We start from the raw sequence: 17946 nt of genomic DNA on the forward strand, positions 1-17946 counted from the left end.
CGCGTCTCCCATGTCTATCGTCAAAGCAACCGCCGCCCCAGACCGCCCTGGCGAAGAAGATGACCTACCCAGCCGCTACCTCGTTGGCATCGATCTCGGCACGACCAACTCGGCCGTAACCTACATCGATACCCACACCGACAAGGCCACAATCGAAACGCTGCTTGTCCCTCAAGTGGTTGCCCCTGGGCAAGTGGAGAAGCGTCCCACGCTTCCTTCGTTTCATTATCAAGCGGCAAATGGCGAGTTTCCCTCCGAGGCACTAAAGCTGCCTTGGAGTGGTTCGGATCAATCGAACATCGTCGGAACGTTCGCCCGCGACCATGGCACCAGCGTCCCCGGCCGAATGGTCAATTCCGCCAAAAGCTGGCTTTCCCACTCCGGTGTCGATCGCACCGCAGCACTCCTTCCCTGGCATGGCAGTTCCGACGTCGAGAAGCTTTCTCCCGTCGAAGTCAGCAGCCGCTATTTGCACCATGTCCGCGCGGCTTGGAACCATCAGTTCAAGTCGGAGAAGCTCGAAGATCAAGACATTGTGCTGACACTGCCGGCTTCGTTCGACGAAATCGCTCGCGAACTGACCGTCGAGGCGGCGAAGAAGGCCGGGCTCAACCGTGTGGTTCTTATCGAAGAACCGCAAGCCGCATTCTACGACTGGCTTGCCAAGCATGCCGATAACTGGCAGGACCTTGTCTCCCCTGGGCAGACCATATTGGTTTGCGATATCGGTGGCGGAACAAGCGACTTCACGTTAATCCGGGCCAGGGCAGGGGACGAAGAACTCGTCCAGTTTCATCGCGTAGCGGTGGGAGAACATCTGATTCTCGGAGGTGACAATCTTGATCTCGCGTTGGCGCACTACTTGGAAGGAAAGCTATCCCCCAAGGAACGTCTTCCCGCCGATCGCTGGTCGATCCTTGTCCGCCGTTGCCGACAAATCAAAGAAACATTTCTTGGCGAAGAGGCTCCCCAGTCGCAGACGATCAGTTTGCCGGCCGTAGGATCGAAACTAATCGGCGGTGCTCTGCAGTGCGAAGTGACGCAGTCAGAAGTTCATCAGGTTCTTGCCGAAGGTTTCCTGCCGAACTGCCAACTTGCCGATAGCCCTGACACGCGAAGCTCTGGCTTTCAAGAGTTTGGATTGCCCTACGCACCAGACGCGGCGATCACACGCTGGCTGGCACATTTCCTGCGTACCCACCTCGACGTGATCGAAGAAACCGACCGTCACCCGAGCGGAGCCGTTCGCCCCGACTTGATCCTTCTCAACGGTGGTTTTTTTGAGTCACCGGTATTGAAACAACGTCTGCTCGATATCTTTACCGAGTGGTTTTCGCCCAACGGCGATTGGCAGCCGATCTTGCTAGAAAACGAGCATTTGGATCTGGCGGTCGCACGCGGTGCGAGTTACTACGGTCAAGTCCGCCGCGGCACCGGAGTCAAAATCACTGCCAACTTGGCGCGGACCTATTACATTGGGATCGGTTCCGGCGACTCGACCGAAGCGATGTGTTTGCTTCCTGCTACGACCGAGCCAGGGCAAGAGATCGATCTCGACCTGACGTTTCAGCTACGAGTCTCCGAGCCGGTCGAGTTTCCGTTGTTTGTTTCCAGCACGCGACTGATCGACGAGCCTGGCCAATTAGTCACGATCGATCCACAACAGATCAAAGCACTTCCGCCAATTCGAACCGTCTTGCGTGCACGGCGACGCGCCGATGCAGAGACCATACCCGTTCATCTACATGCCAAACTAACAGAGATCGGCACGATCGAACTTTGGTGTGCCGAAGTCGATTCCGAGCGAACCTGGCGATTGCAGTTTGATATTCGTAGCGCGACACAAACCGACGTGGCCGCGCATCAATCGGCACGTGAATCAGAAGGGATGTTGGACGAATCGCTTTGGCAGGAGGCGGCCAAGGTCTTGAACGAAACGTTCGCCCAAGATGCGTCCCGTAAACCGCAACCATTGATCAAGGATCTGGACGCGGCTTTGGAAATGCGGCGCGACAGCTGGCCAACATCTTTATTGCGACGAATGTGGGAACATTCGATGGACCTCGAGTCGGGTCGCAGCAAGAGTGCGACCCACGAGTCCCGCTGGCTCAACTTGACAGGTTACTGTTTGCGGCCGGGATATGGCTTGGCACTGGACGACTGGCGTGTTTCCGAAACGTGGAAACTGTTGCAAGGTAAAGTCCTTCATAACGACGACAACTGCCGCAATCAATCGATGATCCTCTGGCGACGTATCGCAGGTGGACTCAATCGAGGACAACAATTGGCCATCGCCGAACCTCTGCTTGTCGCCACGCGTGCGATGCACAAACGCATGACCAGCGGAGGCGGCGGAAGTGCTGCTGCAACGCTGACTCCTCAGCAGGCAATCGAAGCATGGCGGCTTCTTGGCAGCCTGGAACTTCTCGGTGCCCAGGAGAAAACTGAAATCGGTCGCATGTTGGTCGACCTTCTCGGCAAAAAGAAGCTCGAGCCAGCTCGTGGCGCGATGGCTTGGACGCTCGGAAGACTAGGAACACGCGTCCCTGTCTACGGACCATTGAACACGCTGATTCCCAAAGAAATTGCGACCCAGTGGCTTGATGCGTTGTACTCCCAGAAAACAACCGATCGCGCCGACATGCTTGCAGTGATGCAGTTGGCCCGCCGCACGGATGACCGCTACCGAGACCTTCCAGAAGCGCCCCGAGAAAAAGCGGCAAGTTGGCTAGAGGTCAACAACGCATCCAAGCATTGGATCCGCATTGTCCGCGAAGGAGGTCAGCTCGATGACGAAGAACAGTCCCAGATCTTCGGCGAAAGCCTGCCAACCGGACTGACGCTCGTGCGTTAGTGCACGTTACGTCTCCGACCGGTCAATCCAACGTGGGTTTTCGTGTGGATGGGTCTCGGTTAGCAGATTGAGGATTTCCCCTGCGTCGTTGGATGTCAGCAAGAGATCTCGATTGTCGGTCGACATAAACTGCTGCTGGGCTGCCTGGTCGAGCATATGTAACAGCGGATTGAAGAAGTTCTCGACGTTCAGCAGACCACATGGCTTCGAGTGAAAACCAAGCTGTGCCCAGGTAATCACCTCGAACAACTCTTCCAGTGTTCCATAGCCCCCGGGCAACGCCAGAAATCCATCGGACGACTCCGCCATCTTGGCTTTGCGTTGATGCATCGAGTCGACGATGATCAAGTCGGTCACGCCGTGATGGGCGAGTTCTCGGTCGACCAAGGCCCCTGGGATCACGCCGATTACTTCGCCACCAGCATCAAGAACGGCGTCGGCCAATGCTCCCATCATGCCAACTTTTCCGCCACCATATACCAGCTGAAGCTTTCGCTCGGCCATCAATTGTCCGAGTTTGGTGGCGGCTTCAACATAAACGGGCCGGCTACCAGAAGCCGACCCGCAAAATACGCACAAACTTTTCATGAGTAATGCCACTTGAATGGCATGCTTCACGCGAGTTATTTCGCAGACAACGCGAAGTCTCCTCGCATATCACGCCAGACGCAATGAATATGATTGGCAGGGTTGCCGGAAACGTCCGGCTGAGCATTCACGAATTCAATTAGAAACGTTTTGCCCTGCACGCGATAGTAATGGGGCACCCCATCTTTAAATCCACCAGCCCAAGCGAAATGAATTCCATCCCAGCCGGCAGCTTCCAAGTCGGCAAAACGTTTCGCGGCAACGTCCTTAGGCATCGTCGATACATAGGTATCGATCAGTTTCTTTAGCGTGGCCTGTTGTTCTGCTTTCAATTCGGTCCAAGCAATTCCTTCTGGAGCGGTTTGGGGAGGGTGAGGATCGCCGGCGTTTCGGATTTCGGCAGGACACTTCTCAGCAATCACGGCCGTTTCACGCTGCTGCTTGGAGAGTCCATTGACCAAAGCAAACGCAATTTCTTCTTCGGCCTTCAAAATCTCCATTCCCTTGGGATAGCCATCCAGAACAGCCTCTTTCACCTCGGCCGGATTGGTCGCAAAGAACTGCGGTGTCGACGACACCACTTGATCCCCTTCGACAACGAAGTTCAGTGAAAGATGGTGCCCCTCGAAGCTCAAGCCCCAGCGACTGTCTGCGTTAGGTTCGCCGAAGATCGTCACGTAGTATCGTTCCGTGTCGCGGATGGGCCCTGACTTCTGGATGTGCTTCAGCAATGCTTCCAACGAAATGATCTTGGTTGTCTTGTCGTAGCCAACTTCGCTTAATGCGACTTGCAGCAATGCATGTGTCTTTTTTCGTTGATCTTCCGTCATGTCCTTCATCTGCAGCCCCTTACGCTGGTCTTTCGGAATGAAATGCCAGCCAAGTCGCTGTGGACTGTCGTAGGGGTAAAGCATCGCTTTCTTTTGCTCGGCATCCAGCGAGCTTACCAACGCGTCAGCCGCAGAGGTCATCTTCTCGCCAGTTCCTGCGAGGCGATAAAACGTGTAGGCAGTCGTCACGGACAACAACGCAACGAAGACAGAAGTAATCGCGAGAAAGCTTTTTCGCACGGCAAGTCCTTTGGCGGGGAAGGGCAAACGGGTAGGATGAAAGAAAGGGCATTCAGCGAAATTTTGGTTTCGCCAAAAATATAAATTACCATGAGCCCTGGCGGAATGCATCCCGCCGCACACCATTCTGGCCATTTTCGCCCCCACCTGCTTCAAGCATCTTTGGAGAACATCATGTTGAAATCGCTCTTGCTGGGCTGCTTAGTTCTACTGCTTTCTGTTTCGACAGGCCTCGCCGCAGAAGGCAAAAAAGCCCCGCTTTGGGAAAACGGTGCCCCAGGTGCCAAAGGAACCGAAGAGAAAGATATCCCTACACTGACGACCTACCTGCCAGCCTCCGAGATCAACACTGGATGCGCCGTGGTGGTATGTCCCGGCGGTGGCTACGGACATCTAGCGACTGGACACGAAGGAGTCGACATCGCAAATTTCTGGAACGATCTCGGCATCGCAGCTTTCGTTTTAGAGTATCGCCATTCAGGCCGTGGCTATAAGCATCCGATTCCGCTGCAAGATGCCCAACGAGCTATTCGGACTGTCCGGGCTCGAGCCGAAGAGTATGACGTCGATCCGAACCGCATCGGAGTGATGGGCTTTTCCGCCGGGGGTCATCTCGCTTCGTCGGCTGGCACGCATTTCGATGGTGGCAATCCTGACGCAAAGGATCCAATCGATCGGGTGAGCTGTCGTCCTGACTTCCTGATTCTGTGTTATCCCGTGATCGCGTTTGATCAGCCGTTTACCCACCGCGGATCGCAAAACAACTTGCTTGGCAAAGACGCCGACAAAGAACTCGTGCAATCGATGTCGAGTGAACTTCAAGTCACTCCAGAAACGCCCCCAACGTTTATCTTCCACACGACGGAAGATACCGGAGTTCCTCCTCAAAATGCGGTTGTCTTCTACATGGCATTGATCCAAAACAAAGTTCCAGCCGAAATGCACGTATTTGAAAAGGGTCGTCACGGCGTTGGCCTGGCCAAGTCGATCCCAGGGACAGCTCAATGGTCGTCGCTTTGCCACAAGTGGCTGCAAAATCGCGGCATGGTATCTGCTGAGAAGTAGGTCCCCAACGTTGCCAACCGCACGTTGCCGCGGTTGTATCAAGAGGAAAACGTCATCTGCCGCTGCGGACTCTACATCCGCTCAGCGGCGGTTGATTTCTACCATTTTCCCACCTGTTCTCATGGGCTTTGCTTCCTCCCCCCGATGTCGGGCCAGATAACCGCTACAGCCGACATAAGCAAATCGCTTCCCCCCGATTTGTGCATCCACTGTGCGCAAAACCAAAGCATTGATTGCGATAAACCGTAAGTTTCAGCAGGCCCCAACAAACTCCGTGTAAACCCGTAGCGGCATCTATTCCATGATCTTGAACCAATCGTTCCTACGTCAGGGTATCGATTCACTGGTCACGTTCAATCCGATTTGTATCCATGCCAATACGCCGCTTTACGAGTTACTCGAGCGACTCTATTGCACCGGGTTTCATCATTGGCCAGTCGTGGACGATCACCGAAATGTTGTAGGTATCGTCTCCGATATCGATATCGTTCGCGGAGCCATAAAGTATCGCGATACGCGACGTTCGCTGCCGACAGTGCGCGATGAATATTGCCTGCCAACGTCTCAGGTCATGCAAACCACCGTCAAGACATTGGCTTCAGGCGGTAGTTCGCTCGAAGGTCTCGATATCATGCTTGCCAACGAATTCCACTCGTTGCCGGTCACTCAGTCCGGGGCATTGTGGGGAATGGTTACGACCACCGACTACATTCGCGAATTCGCCTACAGCACGCATGCCGCACGTAGCGCATCGATTGAATCGCTGACCGATGCGTCACCGCACTTCGTCGATATCTGTGCGTCGATTGAAGATGTTCAGCAAACGATGGAGGCAAACAATCTTTGCTATGTGATCGCTTCGCAGGAAGACTGCCCGTTGGGTGTGATCACGGCCAAAGATCTTCGTCAATTTCGCTGCCGCCTGATGGCTCGCTCGTTGTTTGAAGGCAAGCCTGCCGAAACCGCCAAAGCTATTGATTTGATCAAAACCACCAGCCGGCTTTCGCCAGACGCTACGCTTGGTGAAACAGCCTCGATGATGTTCGAGCAACAGATCAGCGCGGTGATGGTTCTTCCCAAAGGTGACAGCTTTTGTGGCGTGATCACTCAAGAACAAGTTCTGAAGCACCTGCATCAGCTTGAGTCGAGTGTTGCAGTCTAACGGCCAAGTAGCGTCAATCGTTCGACTTCCAGGGGAAAGTCAGCGTAAGTCCGAATGCTGGAAGCCTTGGCAGAAAGGACCCGAACGCGTGGTGAGTTCCCCGTCGCTGGTCGGCTATTTCGACGTGAATCCAACGCAACGCGTTTCTCAGCTCGCTCTAAATCTTGCTTCCGATCCACATGCTGCTTGATTTCTGCTTCGAAGCGTTGCTGTGTTTGCAAACGCCGTGTTCGTAAGACATCTCGGCTGGAAACCAATCGACGGCCCTCGGCTTGCACCAATGCCAAGTCCCGTTCGTAGTCGTTGATTAGTCGCTCTAGTCGGAAAATCTCTCGTTCGAGTCGATCTCGTCGAACAGGATCGTTCGTTTGCCGTTTTTCCTCCGTCAATCGAAAGACATCGTCAAACAAGATCGACAACTCACGACGAATTACCCGCTGCTGAGCTTCCAGTTGGGCAATCGACGCGTTGAGCGGTGCTTCCATCTGCTCGAAACGCTGCTCTTCCTGGTTCCATTCACTACGTAGCTGATCGATTCGGTTGATTGCCTGTTGTTGGTCGACTTCCAGTTGCTTCTTCTTCGTTTCGATATCTTGCTGAGTCTGCAGCTTTTCCATCTGCTCCTTTTGTTTCGCGTCATCGCGAGCATCTTGCTGCTCGGTGGTGGAAGTCGTGAACAGTGTTGTCACGTCCTGATAATTGTTGTCGAAATCGGTCTGACGCTGGCCAATCAATGCTGGCTTGATCGCATCCCGCGAACGCTGCACTAGTGCTGCAGAAACATCGCCCGATCGTGGCCCCTCATAAAATCCGAATAGTCGACCGAGCAGCCGAACGGTCTCTTGCACTTTGACTTCTTCGTCGCCGACCAATTCGCTTGGTGGCAACTGTTTGGCAAGTCGCTGAATTTGAATCAACGCGGCATCGAATTTCTCTTGCAGCGTTCGGACCCAAATCAACGCACGCCAACTGCGAAAATGCTTAGGGTCGACATCAATCGCAGCTTGAAACGTTGCTGCCGCGTCGTCGTATTGATGATGCCTAAGCAGCGCAATGCCCGCCGCATACAACGCATCGGCATCTGCCAGACTACGGGCTTTGGCCGTCGCGCTGCGAACGGTGGCCATGCCGTCAGGGCCAACTTGCCAGCCGTCACGAAGCAGTTCGTCGATGATTCCCTGTGATGTCTCCGCCGATGAAGCCGAGACCATCAGCCCCAGAATCATGCCCAAGGCAAGCAATGACGGCATTAATTTATGGGAGAAAAGCCCCATTCCAGTACTCCCGAGAGTTCTCACGACAAGACAAGTTCGGCCGATCTGTAATTAAGAATAGCCACTCGTATCGTAGGAGGGTTCGGAATTTCTGACAAGAAACTTTTCCTAGGAAGCGGACGATCGCCAATTAGGAAACCGTCGCGGGGTCGAACAGCAGCGGGAAGAATTGCCCCTCCATCTTCGCTCCCTGTGGAATGGGGGGGACTCCGTTGAGCAGCTCTTCGTTCTTATCGCTGACCACGCCATCGCGAAATGCATTGATCACCGTCGCACGCCGCGGGCGATCGATGCGGTTCTCGAACGAACCATGCACCATCAAAGGATGATGAAACGTCGCTTCGCCTGCTTTCAATTCCGCTCCGACAGGATGCTGAAATTGCTCCCACTGCTCGTCGTTTAAGACTTCGTGGATTGCTTCCATATTGCCCGCCAAGCCGGTGATCGGCAGCAAATCCCAGCGATGACTGCCTGGGATGTACTGTACGCAGCCGTTCTCGTTCGTTGCGTCGTCCAATCCGATCCAGCACGTCAGATGGGCAATCGGTTTGGTCCGTGTCCAATAGGAATAGTCCTGGTGCCACGCAACGACACTACCATGCTTGGCTGGCTTGCAGAACAGTTGGTCGTGCCAAAACCGAACAGGTCCGTCCAGTAACTGACTCGCCGCCATCACAAAGCCAGGAGCCCAAAGCACATCATGAAAACCTTGGCGCAATCGCCAGGCACCAAGGGCATGAAACAGCACCGTCTCAGGCGTCGTCGATTCGTTGGTGTGATACTCGTACCAGAGCTCTTTGCCGGCATGTTCCGACTCGAAGAACTCGGCCAACTCGGCTCGTAGTGCTTCGATCTGATCATCATTCAAAATCTTAACCCCAGCCAAATAACCATTCTCGTGAAACGAGTCGACTTGCTCTTGGGTCAAACGATACTGCTCCCAACCAGCGGCGTCGGTTGGCCAAGCAAACATGTCCGTAGCGAGTTCGTGAAGTTCCGACCAATCGCGAGCCATGGCAATTCAATTCTTTGGGATGAGGGGTAGGGGAGAATCAGGCAGGACTAGATTGACTGGTTATCGCAATCTGAAACGCAGAATTCAAGCATCCTTCCAACTTAATGGTCGTGATCATGATCGTGATCGTGACTGTGTCCGTGACCTGCGTGCCCATGATCATGGTCATGATCGTGCGAATGTCCAGCGTGACTGCCCGGCGGATGAAGGTCGTTGAAATGAATATGTAATTTCGGACGAGCTTTGGTCAGCTTCGACATGCCTTCATCGGTCAACTTCGTGTCATCCGCGTAGAACGACTGCAGCTGTTCCATTTGGGCGATCGCGTCGACCGCCGCGTCGGTGACCGGCGTATGCAGCAGATGCAGGTAAAGGATCGACTTGTTTTCCGCAATTTTGGCGATGGCCGCGTCGGTGACATTGGGAGAGCCAATTCGCAGCAGTTCCAAATTCGGCAGGGCAGCAATCTTCGCAATGCCATCGTCGGTAAGTTCACTGGCCGGCAAGTTGACGATTTCGAGCGACTCTAGAGAACCGATGACTTCCGCCTCGGCATCGGTGACTGGCGTTTGATCGAGTCGAAGCTCTCGAAGCCCCGTTGCCTGATTCAAATGCTGAAGCTGCTGAAGCGGCACGGCAGACTGTTTAACCTGAATGCTGTCGGTCGCGGCGGATGAAACATCGAGCAACTGCCGCTCGAACGTCACTTCCTCAGGGGGTGCCGGAGGCTTAGGGGCATCGACACATCCCGTGAAAAACAAAGCCAGCAAAAGCAGTACGGCAACTCGGATCATGCGTATCATTCCAGTTTTGAAAAAGGCCAAAAACATCTACCCGCAACGAGGGCATCGCAGTTGATAACGTGTTAAACCGCCACCACGGGAAGTGCCTGACATCATAATCTCTCCGCACTTCGGGCAAAATTCGGGCGATGTATCGTCTTCGCCGTCATCATCTTTTTGCTGGCACTGCACACATATTTTTGTGTCAGGGAAGATCTCCAGCCGCTCCGCTGGGATCGTCTTCCGGCACTGCTCACAAATAGGGGCATCTCCCCAATCTTCTTCGTCGTCGCGGGGCAAGTCGATCCGCAGCCCCAAGCGGCCACATTCGCCACATGTCAACTGAGACGCGTTTCGCTCGAACAATTCCTCGATGATCGCCGGATCGGGGTTCTCATCGCGGCGGAGCATTCCCAGTCCCAGCAAAAGACGGAGTTTTTCGACCGTTCCGACGAGACGATGCCAATGACAATCGGGGCAGCTAATTTCTTTTAACATGATCGTAATCTAGGACGAAGTCGCACTAGGTTTTGGCTAACCTATCGTTTTTCGCTAATCGGCAAGCTAAAATAGAGGGCCACGTCTGCAACCCTAACCCATCTGTCATTGTTGCAAAAATCCCCCACCCCGGAGAGCACCGCTAATGTCGATGCGTATTTTTCTTTCCCTTGCCTGTTGTTTCGGATTGGCCTCGATTGCTTGCGGCCAGGAATTCAAAAGTGGTATCGAGTGGCCAGAGCCACGTGTCGTTACCCCAGGCGAAAAGCCAAGTGATCCCCCTTCAGACGCCATTGTGCTGATCGGTGAAGATGGCATGTCTGCCTGGAATGGCGGCGAAAAGTGGAAATGGGATGATGGTGTCGCGACTGCTGCCAAGGGTGGTATCAACACCAAAGAAAAGTTCGGCGATATCCAACTGCACATGGAATGGGCCGCTCCGGAAGAAGTCAAAAGCAGCGGCCAAGGTCGCGGTAACAGTGGTGTCTTTTTTATGGGGCATTACGAGGTTCAAATCCTTGATTCGTACGAAAATACGACCTATTTCGATGGCCAAGCAGGTGCCGTTTACAAGCAGTCTCCACCAATGGTCAACGCGATGAAAAAGCCAGGCCAATGGAACACGTACGACATCGTCTTCAACAAACCGGTCCGTAACGAAAAAGGGGATGTCGTTGCTCCGGCTCGTATCACCGTGATCCATAACGGCGTCGTCGTGCAAAACAGTTATCCGGTCCGCGGAAGCACCAATTGGCACAAGCCGCCAGCCTACGATCGCCACGGAGACGAAGGCAGCATCAGCCTTCAGTTCCACGGCAACCCCGTGAAATTCCGCAACATGTGGGTTCGTAAAATCGAACCGATCGAGCCAACCTTCGTTCCGGAAGACACCGAAATGGTTCGTTATCGAGCCGATTGGTCGACGGAAAAAATGACTGCCGCACCTCCTCAGGAAAGTGAAACGGAAGAAAAGGAAGCTCCCAAGAAGGAGAAAAAGCAGTCCAAAAAGGCGGAAAAACAAGCCGACAAATCGCCCGAAACCGAAGCGAAGTCGGACGAGAAACCAGCCGAGAAGCCGAAGGACGACTCCAAAAAGGAAGACAAGCCGGAATAGTTCCAGCCACTCTTTTCCAATCAAACGCCATCTCAAGGGTGACCGATCGGTCATCCTTGTTTGGTTTCTTGGCAATCTAAAAGCGGTGCCGACCTTTCCTCTGGCGACTTGGACACCACCTTTCGGGGGCAGTTTTCGATGCTATCAGAGGCTGTAACCTGTGTCACGGCCCGCATTTACATAACTATTACACAGCTGCGACACGTCATTTACCCTCGTCGAGACGATTCCTCTTACAATTCTTCTCAACAGCGATGCTTCAGCCACTGCCAGAGATCGCAACTTTGAACTCTCCCCCGTATTCAGATCGCATTTAAGGACATCCCATGTCGATCGTAACTGAAAACGAAAATACCTCGCTTCTCGGCGAGAGCAATCTTGCTAAAAAGCGTCCTGCGAAATCGAAGAAACCATCCCCTGACCGTCCCCGACAGTCGAAGCCATATAGCCAGCGATTTCGCAACGGTGGTGCCTGGCCGATCATCGGTTGGATTGGCCTGATCCACCTCGGAGCCCTCGCGGCACCGTTCTGCTTTACCTGGTCCGGTTTGGTCGCCGCCGTGGTGCTTTACTACTTGTCTGGCTGCGTCGGAATCACGCTTTGTTTCCATCGCTATCTGACGCATGCTGGCTTTAAGACCACCAAGCCGGTTCGTTACATTTTGGCGTTCATCGGTCAGTTGGCCGGCGAAGGCTCTGCTTTGGACTGGGTCGCCACGCACCGTAAGCATCATGCTCACAGCGATCAGGAAGACGACCCTCACTCGCCACTGGATGGCGGCGTTTGGGCCCACATCATCTGGCTCTTCCCGCATCACACCGGGCCAGAAAAAGACGAACTTCACATGCGTTGGGCACCTGACCTGCGTAAAGACAAAGTCATGTGGTTCCTGCACAAGACGTTCATCGTCTGGCACTTGGTTCTGGGCCTCGGTCTGCTCGGTTTGGGCTATCTCATCGGTGGCTGGTACACCGGCGTCTCAATGGTCGTTTGGGGCATGTTCCTTCGCTTGACCGTCCTGCTGCACGTTACCTGGTTCGTTAACTCCGCAACGCACATGTGGGGTTATCGCAACTACGAAACGACCGACAAAAGCACCAATCTCTGGTGGGTTGGCCTACTCGCTTTCGGCGAAGGCTGGCACAACAATCACCACGCTTATCCACGCATGGCTGTCCATGGCCACAAGTGGTGGGAATTCGACCTGACGTGGAACGTCATTCGTGTCATGCGAGCCTGTGGACTCGTCTGGAACGTGGTCGATTACAAGCAAAAAACCAAAGATGGCGCGATCAAAGTCTAAACGACCGATTCGCACTTGAATCCAACCAAAGGCCACGCTCTGTTGCGTGGCCTTTTTGCTGCGCTGGTATCATTATCGCACAGCATATGAACGAGCGTCCACGGAAAGTTCTCGCGGAAGGCGTGCCGGAATCGGCTCCTTTATTTTCCGCGATTTGCGACCATTCTCAGCCCTCAAAAGCGACAGACCACAAGCACACCTTCGCAATACTTGCCAAATATTTCTTGCAGACTGTGCGCATACTTACGTAGAATATGAAGCGCCAGCATGCCCCACGCTGCTTCTTAGAAATAAGGGGCTTTCTTCACGCCTAATTTGGGCGTTACTCCGACGACTCCTCGTCGTGATCTTCCGCCGGCAAACGATCCTTGGCCGACTCTTTGGATGGCTCTTCGCCGGTCGGCAGAAATTGATAGCCGGCGTCTCGAATGGTGATGAAATGCTTTGGCTTCGATTTGTCTTTCTCGAACATCTTTCGCAGCCGCGCGATGAACTGGTCCGGCGCTCGGGTCGAAACATTCGAGGGCATCTCCCAAACTTCGCGAAGCAGTTCCCCTTTGGGAATAATGCGGCTGGGATGACTGACAAAGTAATGCAGTAGTTTCGATTCCAGCTGCGTCAATCGAATTGGCTTGCCACTGACGAACGCTTGAAAGCTGTCGAAGTCGATCTCGACATCTCCAAAGCTGTATTGATGCACGAGATCTTCTTCGGGACTTTTCGCCGGCTGACGACGACGACGCATCGAAAGCAAGTTCTTCACGCGGCTGAGAAACTCGTCCAAGTCGAACGGCTTCATCATGTATTGATCGGCACCGACGTCGAAACCACGCGTGCGATCTTCCGACAGCGTGCGAGCACTCAGAATCAAGATCGGCATGTCTTCGCCGTTACTTCGCAGCGTCTCGCAAACGGCATAACCGCTCATGCCTGGCAGCATCAAATCGAGGATTACCAGGTCGATCTTGCCGGGATTGTCTTCCACAATTCGCAGCGCGATGCGGCCATCTTCGGCGACCGAAACCTGGTAGCCGTCCGCTTCCAAGTTATAGCGAATCCCGACGGCCAGATGCTCTTCGTCTTCAACGACCAAGATGTGGGTGTCGGCATTTGGCTTCATAGTCATGGCAGTGATCTAGGCGAAGGAAATGGCAAGGACGACAAATCAAAGAGTACATCACGCAGTGACAGGTTCGGTCGCTCGGGACTCTTCCAACGTCTTCGCATTGGGAAGCGTCACCACGAACACGGTGCCGGTCCCCTTGGGCGGATCCTTCACGCGAACGTCTCCCTTCATACGTCGCACCAGCGTACGCACGAGGTACAACCCTAGCCCTGTGCCAGGCTTTTCGCGTTGCAATTCCAGCCCCAGACGAACGAACCGTCCAAAGATCTTTCGCCGCTGCGAGAAAGGAATCCCCGGTCCATTGTCGGTCACTTCAATGACCGCTTCGTCGTTGTATTTTACGCGAAGCTGTACTTTCACTTCGGGATCTTTGCCCGAATATTTTACGGCGTTATCGATTAAATTTCGAAAAATGATTTCGATATCGCCATGCAGTGCATGCACCGTGCAAGGGACCGTTTTCAGTTTGATCGTATCAGGCGGCAAACGATACAACAGCGCCACCGACTGGGCACATCCGGCCAATACTTTATCGAGCCGCACGTCCCCTTCTTCGGCATCGTCACGACGTCGATCGATCCGGCCCGCTTCCAGCAAGTGGTTGATCAGGTGATCGAGGCGTTCGATATCTTCCAGCATCGTTTCATAAAACGCCCCGACTTTCTCAGGCGGAATCGAACGCCGATTGAGCGTTTGCAAGTAAAGCTTCAATGAAGCGATCGGGCTCTTGAGTTCATGCGTGACGCTATCGATGAAGTTTGCCTGACGCTGGCTTAAATTGATCGCTTTAATCGACAGCACCATATAGAAAATGACGCCTGCCAGAATCACTGCCAGAAAAGTCGCCCCAATTGGCAGAAACGTGTAATAGAGTGGGGCCGCTTGTTCGTTTTCGGTCGCGCCCCAGACATTGATCATCACCCAACCGACGATCAGTGCCACCAAAAGCACGATCATGATCACGGCGATAGTAATCGGCAGGCCTAAGCGGCGACGGCTGGACATATTTCGTAGCGAACTCGCGGAGCAAAACCTCGTTCAGGACGCCTGCCATTATAACGCGAAAACTGCCAGAGCCGAGATCATCCTGGCACACCGCCAACACGAGTAAATCAATGTTCGGCCAGGCTTACCCGGTTGATGCGAAAATCGGTCCTTCGTTTTACGATAAAGAGAGCTTAACCTCGGTAAGTCGAGGAGAGGGAATAGCCACAGAGATCACAGAGGGCACGGAGAGAAGAGGAACATGATCAATTTGACTCACGTTGGCACGGGTGGTCCGGGTTTGTAAACCCGGATGGCCGAAGGCCACAAGAGGCAGATAAATCGCGGCACGAAGCTGATGGAGGCCTCTATTTACTAAAACTCAAACGATCAGCCTCTTGTCGGCTGCGCCGATCCGGGTTTACAAACCCGGACCACCCATCGTCGGAAAACGTATGCGAAAGTTTGCTGTCATTTTGTTCTGCATAGCGACCCTGGCGATGTGCTGGCTGGGAATGATGGCGGTGCATGAACTGGGGCATGTCGTTGGGGCGGTTCTCAGTGGCGGAACGGTGACTAAGGTGGTTCTCAGCCCTCTTGCCATTTCGCGAACAGATGTTTCGCCAAACCCTTATCCAGGCTTCGTCGTCTGGCTCGGGCCACTGTTGGGATGCGTCTTACCGCTGGCCGCGTGGAGTCTCGTTCCACGATCTTGGACCTGGCCGCGAGGCATTGCGCAGTTCTTTGCGGGGTTCTGCTTGATTGCCAACGGAGCGTACATCGGGCTGGGCTCCTTCGAACAAATCGGCGATTGCCGCGAGATGCTGCGAACCGGATCTCCAGTTTGGACGTTGTGGCTCTTCGGTTTCATCACCACCCCGACAGGCTTCTGGCTGTGGCACCGGATGGTTTCGCCGCGGCAATTGTTGAAAGATCCAATTGCCAGCGACAGCACCGAAACCATCAAGGAAGAGTAACGCTGGCCAGCTTTCCCAATTAACTTGGGTAGCCCATGGTTGCTTGCAACCTGGGGAGGCGCAGCCGAATGGAGGTATTAGTTTACGGTTGACCTGATCGAAAGACCTCGATTCGCTTCGCTCCCCAGTTTGCAAGCAAACCGGGCTACCCGATGGGGAGGCGCAGCCGAATCGGAAGTTTCGCTGTGAACTTGATCGCGAAAACCTCAAACCAACCTGGCCGCTTCCCTTAGAACTTCACGCTAAGATGCCAGGCGATGCCTGCCTGGGAAGCTTGAACGAGTGTTTCTTTCCAACGTTCCAATTCCGAAAGTATCTTATCGGAATCGGGAATCGTGGCCGGGTGATCTTGCAGATAGTCGCGCAGGGCAACGACGGTTTGCAGGCCTTGCAGGGGATTGAACCAAGACTCGCCGGGCAGGTCGAGTTCGCTCGTGTCGAGCCCCTCAGAGGCGAGCAGTTCTAGCGCGCTGTCAGGCGACTGGCTTTTGAATTCGGTCAACGGGACGACGCCTAGCTTGCGGGCCAAGCGTCCCAGTGCGACCTCCGACTTGGCGATCGCGTTCGCCGACGCAGGCTGTTCGCCTGATATTTTCCGATGCAATACGATAGAGAATTCACGCACTGCGATTGCCTTGTTACCGCCTCATGGTTTTTGCTTCGACTGTTCCGAAAGTGAATTAGACATCTTCATGAGGGAATCGACAATCTTTTCGCTAGCCTTTTCTTCGACATAGTTGGTCCCGAGCCAGGTTTCGTAACCACCGAGCCGATGCTGCGGCGGCGTCGGCAAGTATCCAAACGAGCCATTGGCCAGTTCAATCGTGAACGCCTCCTGAAAAGGACTGCGGTCTTTGATTTCGAGTCCGGTCTCGGCAAACGTTTCAAAAGGAATGGCCGTGATTCCAAGATCGCCGATCTTGAGTACTTGAAGCGGAACTTCGACGACATCGGGGGCATCTTTCAGGCGGCCAATGCGGTCGGCGTAGATCTTTTCGCGCCGATGTCCCGAAGAATCGTCGGCCGACTTCGCTTCGATTTCTTGAAAATGCTTCTGCATCTCTGGCGTTGGCTTACGTGCTTGCAGCGGCAGTATCGTCAGTTTCGCACCGAGAGTGATATCGTCGTGGAAGGTGATCTTCTGGTGCGCGGCCGCCACTTTGCTGGCAACTTTTTCGGCCACTTCCTGCATCTTTTCGTAGGGTGCGTAGCGGCGAGGGTTCTTCGCGGTGAAGTCGATGTTATTCACGTCGCCGCTGGTTCCATTGGAAAGAATGCCGACGAACGCAGGTTGCTGATCGGTAGCGTTCAACTTCTCGGCGATGAACTTTGCAAAGTATCCAAAGTAGTCTGCCGAAACATCACCACTGCGAACCCCGCCGACATAGTGCAACGAGTAATTCGCGAGCAGCGCAATCGGCTGGCCGTCGGTTGTTTGTACTGAAAGAAAGCAAACCTCCGGATCGACCGGACCGGCTGGACGATCGAGCGTGGCACTTCCGCGTGGAGGATTCATCCGCACGCGATCGACGCCACCAAACGGATTGGTCAGGTGCGCCGCGTCGTTCATAAACCAGCGACGATTGAAAACCTCGCTCGGCTCCTCGGTCGTCCCCCAACCGATCTTCGCTGGCTGAAGCTGATTGATGGCACGCTGAACACCATCGGCAATCCGCTGCACGAGAAACGCCTGATAGTCGGTTAGCTGGGTCTCTTGTATCACCTTCGATGCACCGCGGGCGGTTGTCGCGGAATGGGTATGCGTGGCGGCAAGCAGCTGATGCGATGCGGGAATGCCGGTCGCCGTTTCGATCTTGCGTTTGGCTTGATCGAACACCTCGACAGGGATGCCGACGTTGTCGCACAACACGATCGCCAACCGGGTATCGCCATCGTCCAGAACCAAACAGCGAGCGTGAAGTTCGTCGTGGATGTGGCGTGCGGGGATTGGCTTCCATCCACCGACAATCATTTGCCCCAGCGGCGGCGTAATGTTGCTGGTCGCAGCGCCGGCTTGAAAGACGTTTTCCGCGGCCAACGCTGAGCTAACGAACCAACACAAACAGAACGGCAAGATCCACAAACGAAGATGCGACATGACGTTGTCTAACTCCAGGGAAGGGGCGGGAGTCA

General features: G+C 54.3%; 16 protein-coding genes. 6 read left to right on the forward strand and 10 right to left on the reverse strand.

Annotated features, from left to right (window positions below):
• The first annotated feature begins 10 nt into the window (after window positions 1-10).
• Complete coding sequence (locus LA756_RS06055; RefSeq protein ID WP_224438979.1) at window positions 11-2854, forward strand: Hsp70 family protein; 2844 nt, start codon at window positions 11-13, stop codon at window positions 2852-2854.
• Between the two features lie 6 nt (window positions 2855-2860).
• Here LA756_RS06055 and LA756_RS06060 read toward each other — a convergent pair whose 3' ends face one another.
• Together LA756_RS06060 and LA756_RS06065 are read right to left on the reverse strand one after the other, a co-directional pair.
• Complete coding sequence (locus LA756_RS06060) at window positions 2861-3442, reverse strand: TIGR00730 family Rossman fold protein (RefSeq protein WP_224438980.1); 582 nt, start codon at window positions 3440-3442, stop codon at window positions 2861-2863.
• Window positions 3443-3477: 35 nt separating this feature from the next.
• Complete coding sequence (locus LA756_RS06065) at window positions 3478-4512, reverse strand: DUF3500 domain-containing protein (RefSeq protein ID WP_224438981.1); 1035 nt, start codon at window positions 4510-4512, stop codon at window positions 3478-3480.
• A gap of 174 nt (window positions 4513-4686) precedes the next feature.
• On the opposite strand from LA756_RS06065, the gene LA756_RS06070 reads away from it, so the two are divergent.
• The gene (locus LA756_RS06070; protein ID WP_224438982.1) at window positions 4687-5577 is read left to right on the forward strand and encodes an alpha/beta hydrolase; all 891 of its coding nucleotides are present in this window, start codon (window positions 4687-4689) and stop codon (window positions 5575-5577) included.
• A 301-nt stretch (window positions 5578-5878) separates the two neighbouring features.
• Window positions 5879-6739, forward strand: a complete 861-nt coding sequence (locus LA756_RS06075; protein ID WP_224438983.1) for a CBS domain-containing protein — start codon at window positions 5879-5881, stop codon at window positions 6737-6739.
• On the opposite strand, the gene LA756_RS06080 is transcribed toward LA756_RS06075, so the two are convergent.
• The 4 genes from LA756_RS06080 to LA756_RS06095 all read right to left on the reverse strand — a co-directional run bounded on the left by LA756_RS06080 (window position 6736) and on the right by LA756_RS06095 (window position 10308).
• Window positions 6736-8013 (reverse strand): tetratricopeptide repeat protein, encoded by a 1278-nt coding sequence (locus LA756_RS06080; protein WP_224438984.1) that lies wholly within the window; start codon window positions 8011-8013, stop codon window positions 6736-6738. The two genes, LA756_RS06075 and LA756_RS06080, sit on opposite strands and share 4 nt — an antisense overlap.
• A gap of 130 nt (window positions 8014-8143) precedes the next feature.
• Window positions 8144-9028, reverse strand: coding sequence for a phytanoyl-CoA dioxygenase family protein (locus LA756_RS06085; RefSeq protein ID WP_224438985.1), 885 nt, complete (start codon window positions 9026-9028; stop codon window positions 8144-8146).
• A 101-nt stretch (window positions 9029-9129) separates the two neighbouring features.
• Window positions 9130-9822, reverse strand: coding sequence for a hypothetical protein (locus LA756_RS06090; protein ID WP_224438986.1), 693 nt, complete (start codon window positions 9820-9822; stop codon window positions 9130-9132).
• A gap of 36 nt (window positions 9823-9858) precedes the next feature.
• On the reverse strand, window positions 9859-10308 hold the full coding sequence (locus tag LA756_RS06095; protein ID WP_224438987.1) for a TraR/DksA C4-type zinc finger protein: 450 nt from the start codon (window positions 10306-10308) through the stop codon (window positions 9859-9861).
• 145 nt (window positions 10309-10453) lie between these two features.
• Here LA756_RS06095 and LA756_RS06100 point away from each other — a divergent pair, with 145 nt between their 5' ends.
• Window positions 10454-11422, forward strand: a complete 969-nt coding sequence (locus LA756_RS06100) for a DUF1080 domain-containing protein (protein WP_224438988.1) — start codon at window positions 10454-10456, stop codon at window positions 11420-11422.
• Between the two features lie 326 nt (window positions 11423-11748).
• Window positions 11749-12726, forward strand: a complete 978-nt coding sequence (locus LA756_RS06105) for an acyl-CoA desaturase (RefSeq protein ID WP_224438989.1) — start codon at window positions 11749-11751, stop codon at window positions 12724-12726.
• A gap of 322 nt (window positions 12727-13048) precedes the next feature.
• On the opposite strand, the gene LA756_RS06110 is transcribed toward LA756_RS06105, so the two are convergent.
• Window positions 13049-13852, reverse strand: a complete 804-nt coding sequence (locus LA756_RS06110; protein WP_224438990.1) for a response regulator transcription factor — start codon at window positions 13850-13852, stop codon at window positions 13049-13051.
• A 51-nt stretch (window positions 13853-13903) separates the two neighbouring features.
• Window positions 13904-14857 carry a sensor histidine kinase KdpD gene (locus LA756_RS06115; RefSeq protein ID WP_224438991.1) on the reverse strand — a complete coding sequence of 318 codons (954 nt, stop codon included), beginning with the start codon at window positions 14855-14857 and terminating at the stop codon, window positions 13904-13906.
• Between the two features lie 434 nt (window positions 14858-15291).
• Here LA756_RS06115 and LA756_RS06120 point away from each other — a divergent pair, with 434 nt between their 5' ends.
• The gene (locus LA756_RS06120) at window positions 15292-15813 is read left to right on the forward strand and encodes a hypothetical protein (protein WP_224438992.1); all 522 of its coding nucleotides are present in this window, start codon (window positions 15292-15294) and stop codon (window positions 15811-15813) included.
• A gap of 229 nt (window positions 15814-16042) precedes the next feature.
• On the opposite strand, the gene LA756_RS06125 is transcribed toward LA756_RS06120, so the two are convergent.
• Together LA756_RS06125 and LA756_RS06130 are read right to left on the reverse strand one after the other, a co-directional pair.
• Complete coding sequence (locus tag LA756_RS06125; protein ID WP_224438993.1) at window positions 16043-16438, reverse strand: hypothetical protein; 396 nt, start codon at window positions 16436-16438, stop codon at window positions 16043-16045.
• Window positions 16439-16459: 21 nt separating this feature from the next.
• Window positions 16460-17911, reverse strand: coding sequence for a neutral/alkaline non-lysosomal ceramidase N-terminal domain-containing protein (locus LA756_RS06130; RefSeq protein ID WP_224438994.1), 1452 nt, complete (start codon window positions 17909-17911; stop codon window positions 16460-16462).
• Window positions 17912-17946: the final 35 nt, after the last annotated feature.

Source organism: Bremerella sp. TYQ1 (assembly GCF_020150455.1).
GTDB classification, from domain to species: Bacteria; Planctomycetota; Planctomycetia; order Pirellulales; family Pirellulaceae; genus Bremerella; species Bremerella volcania_A.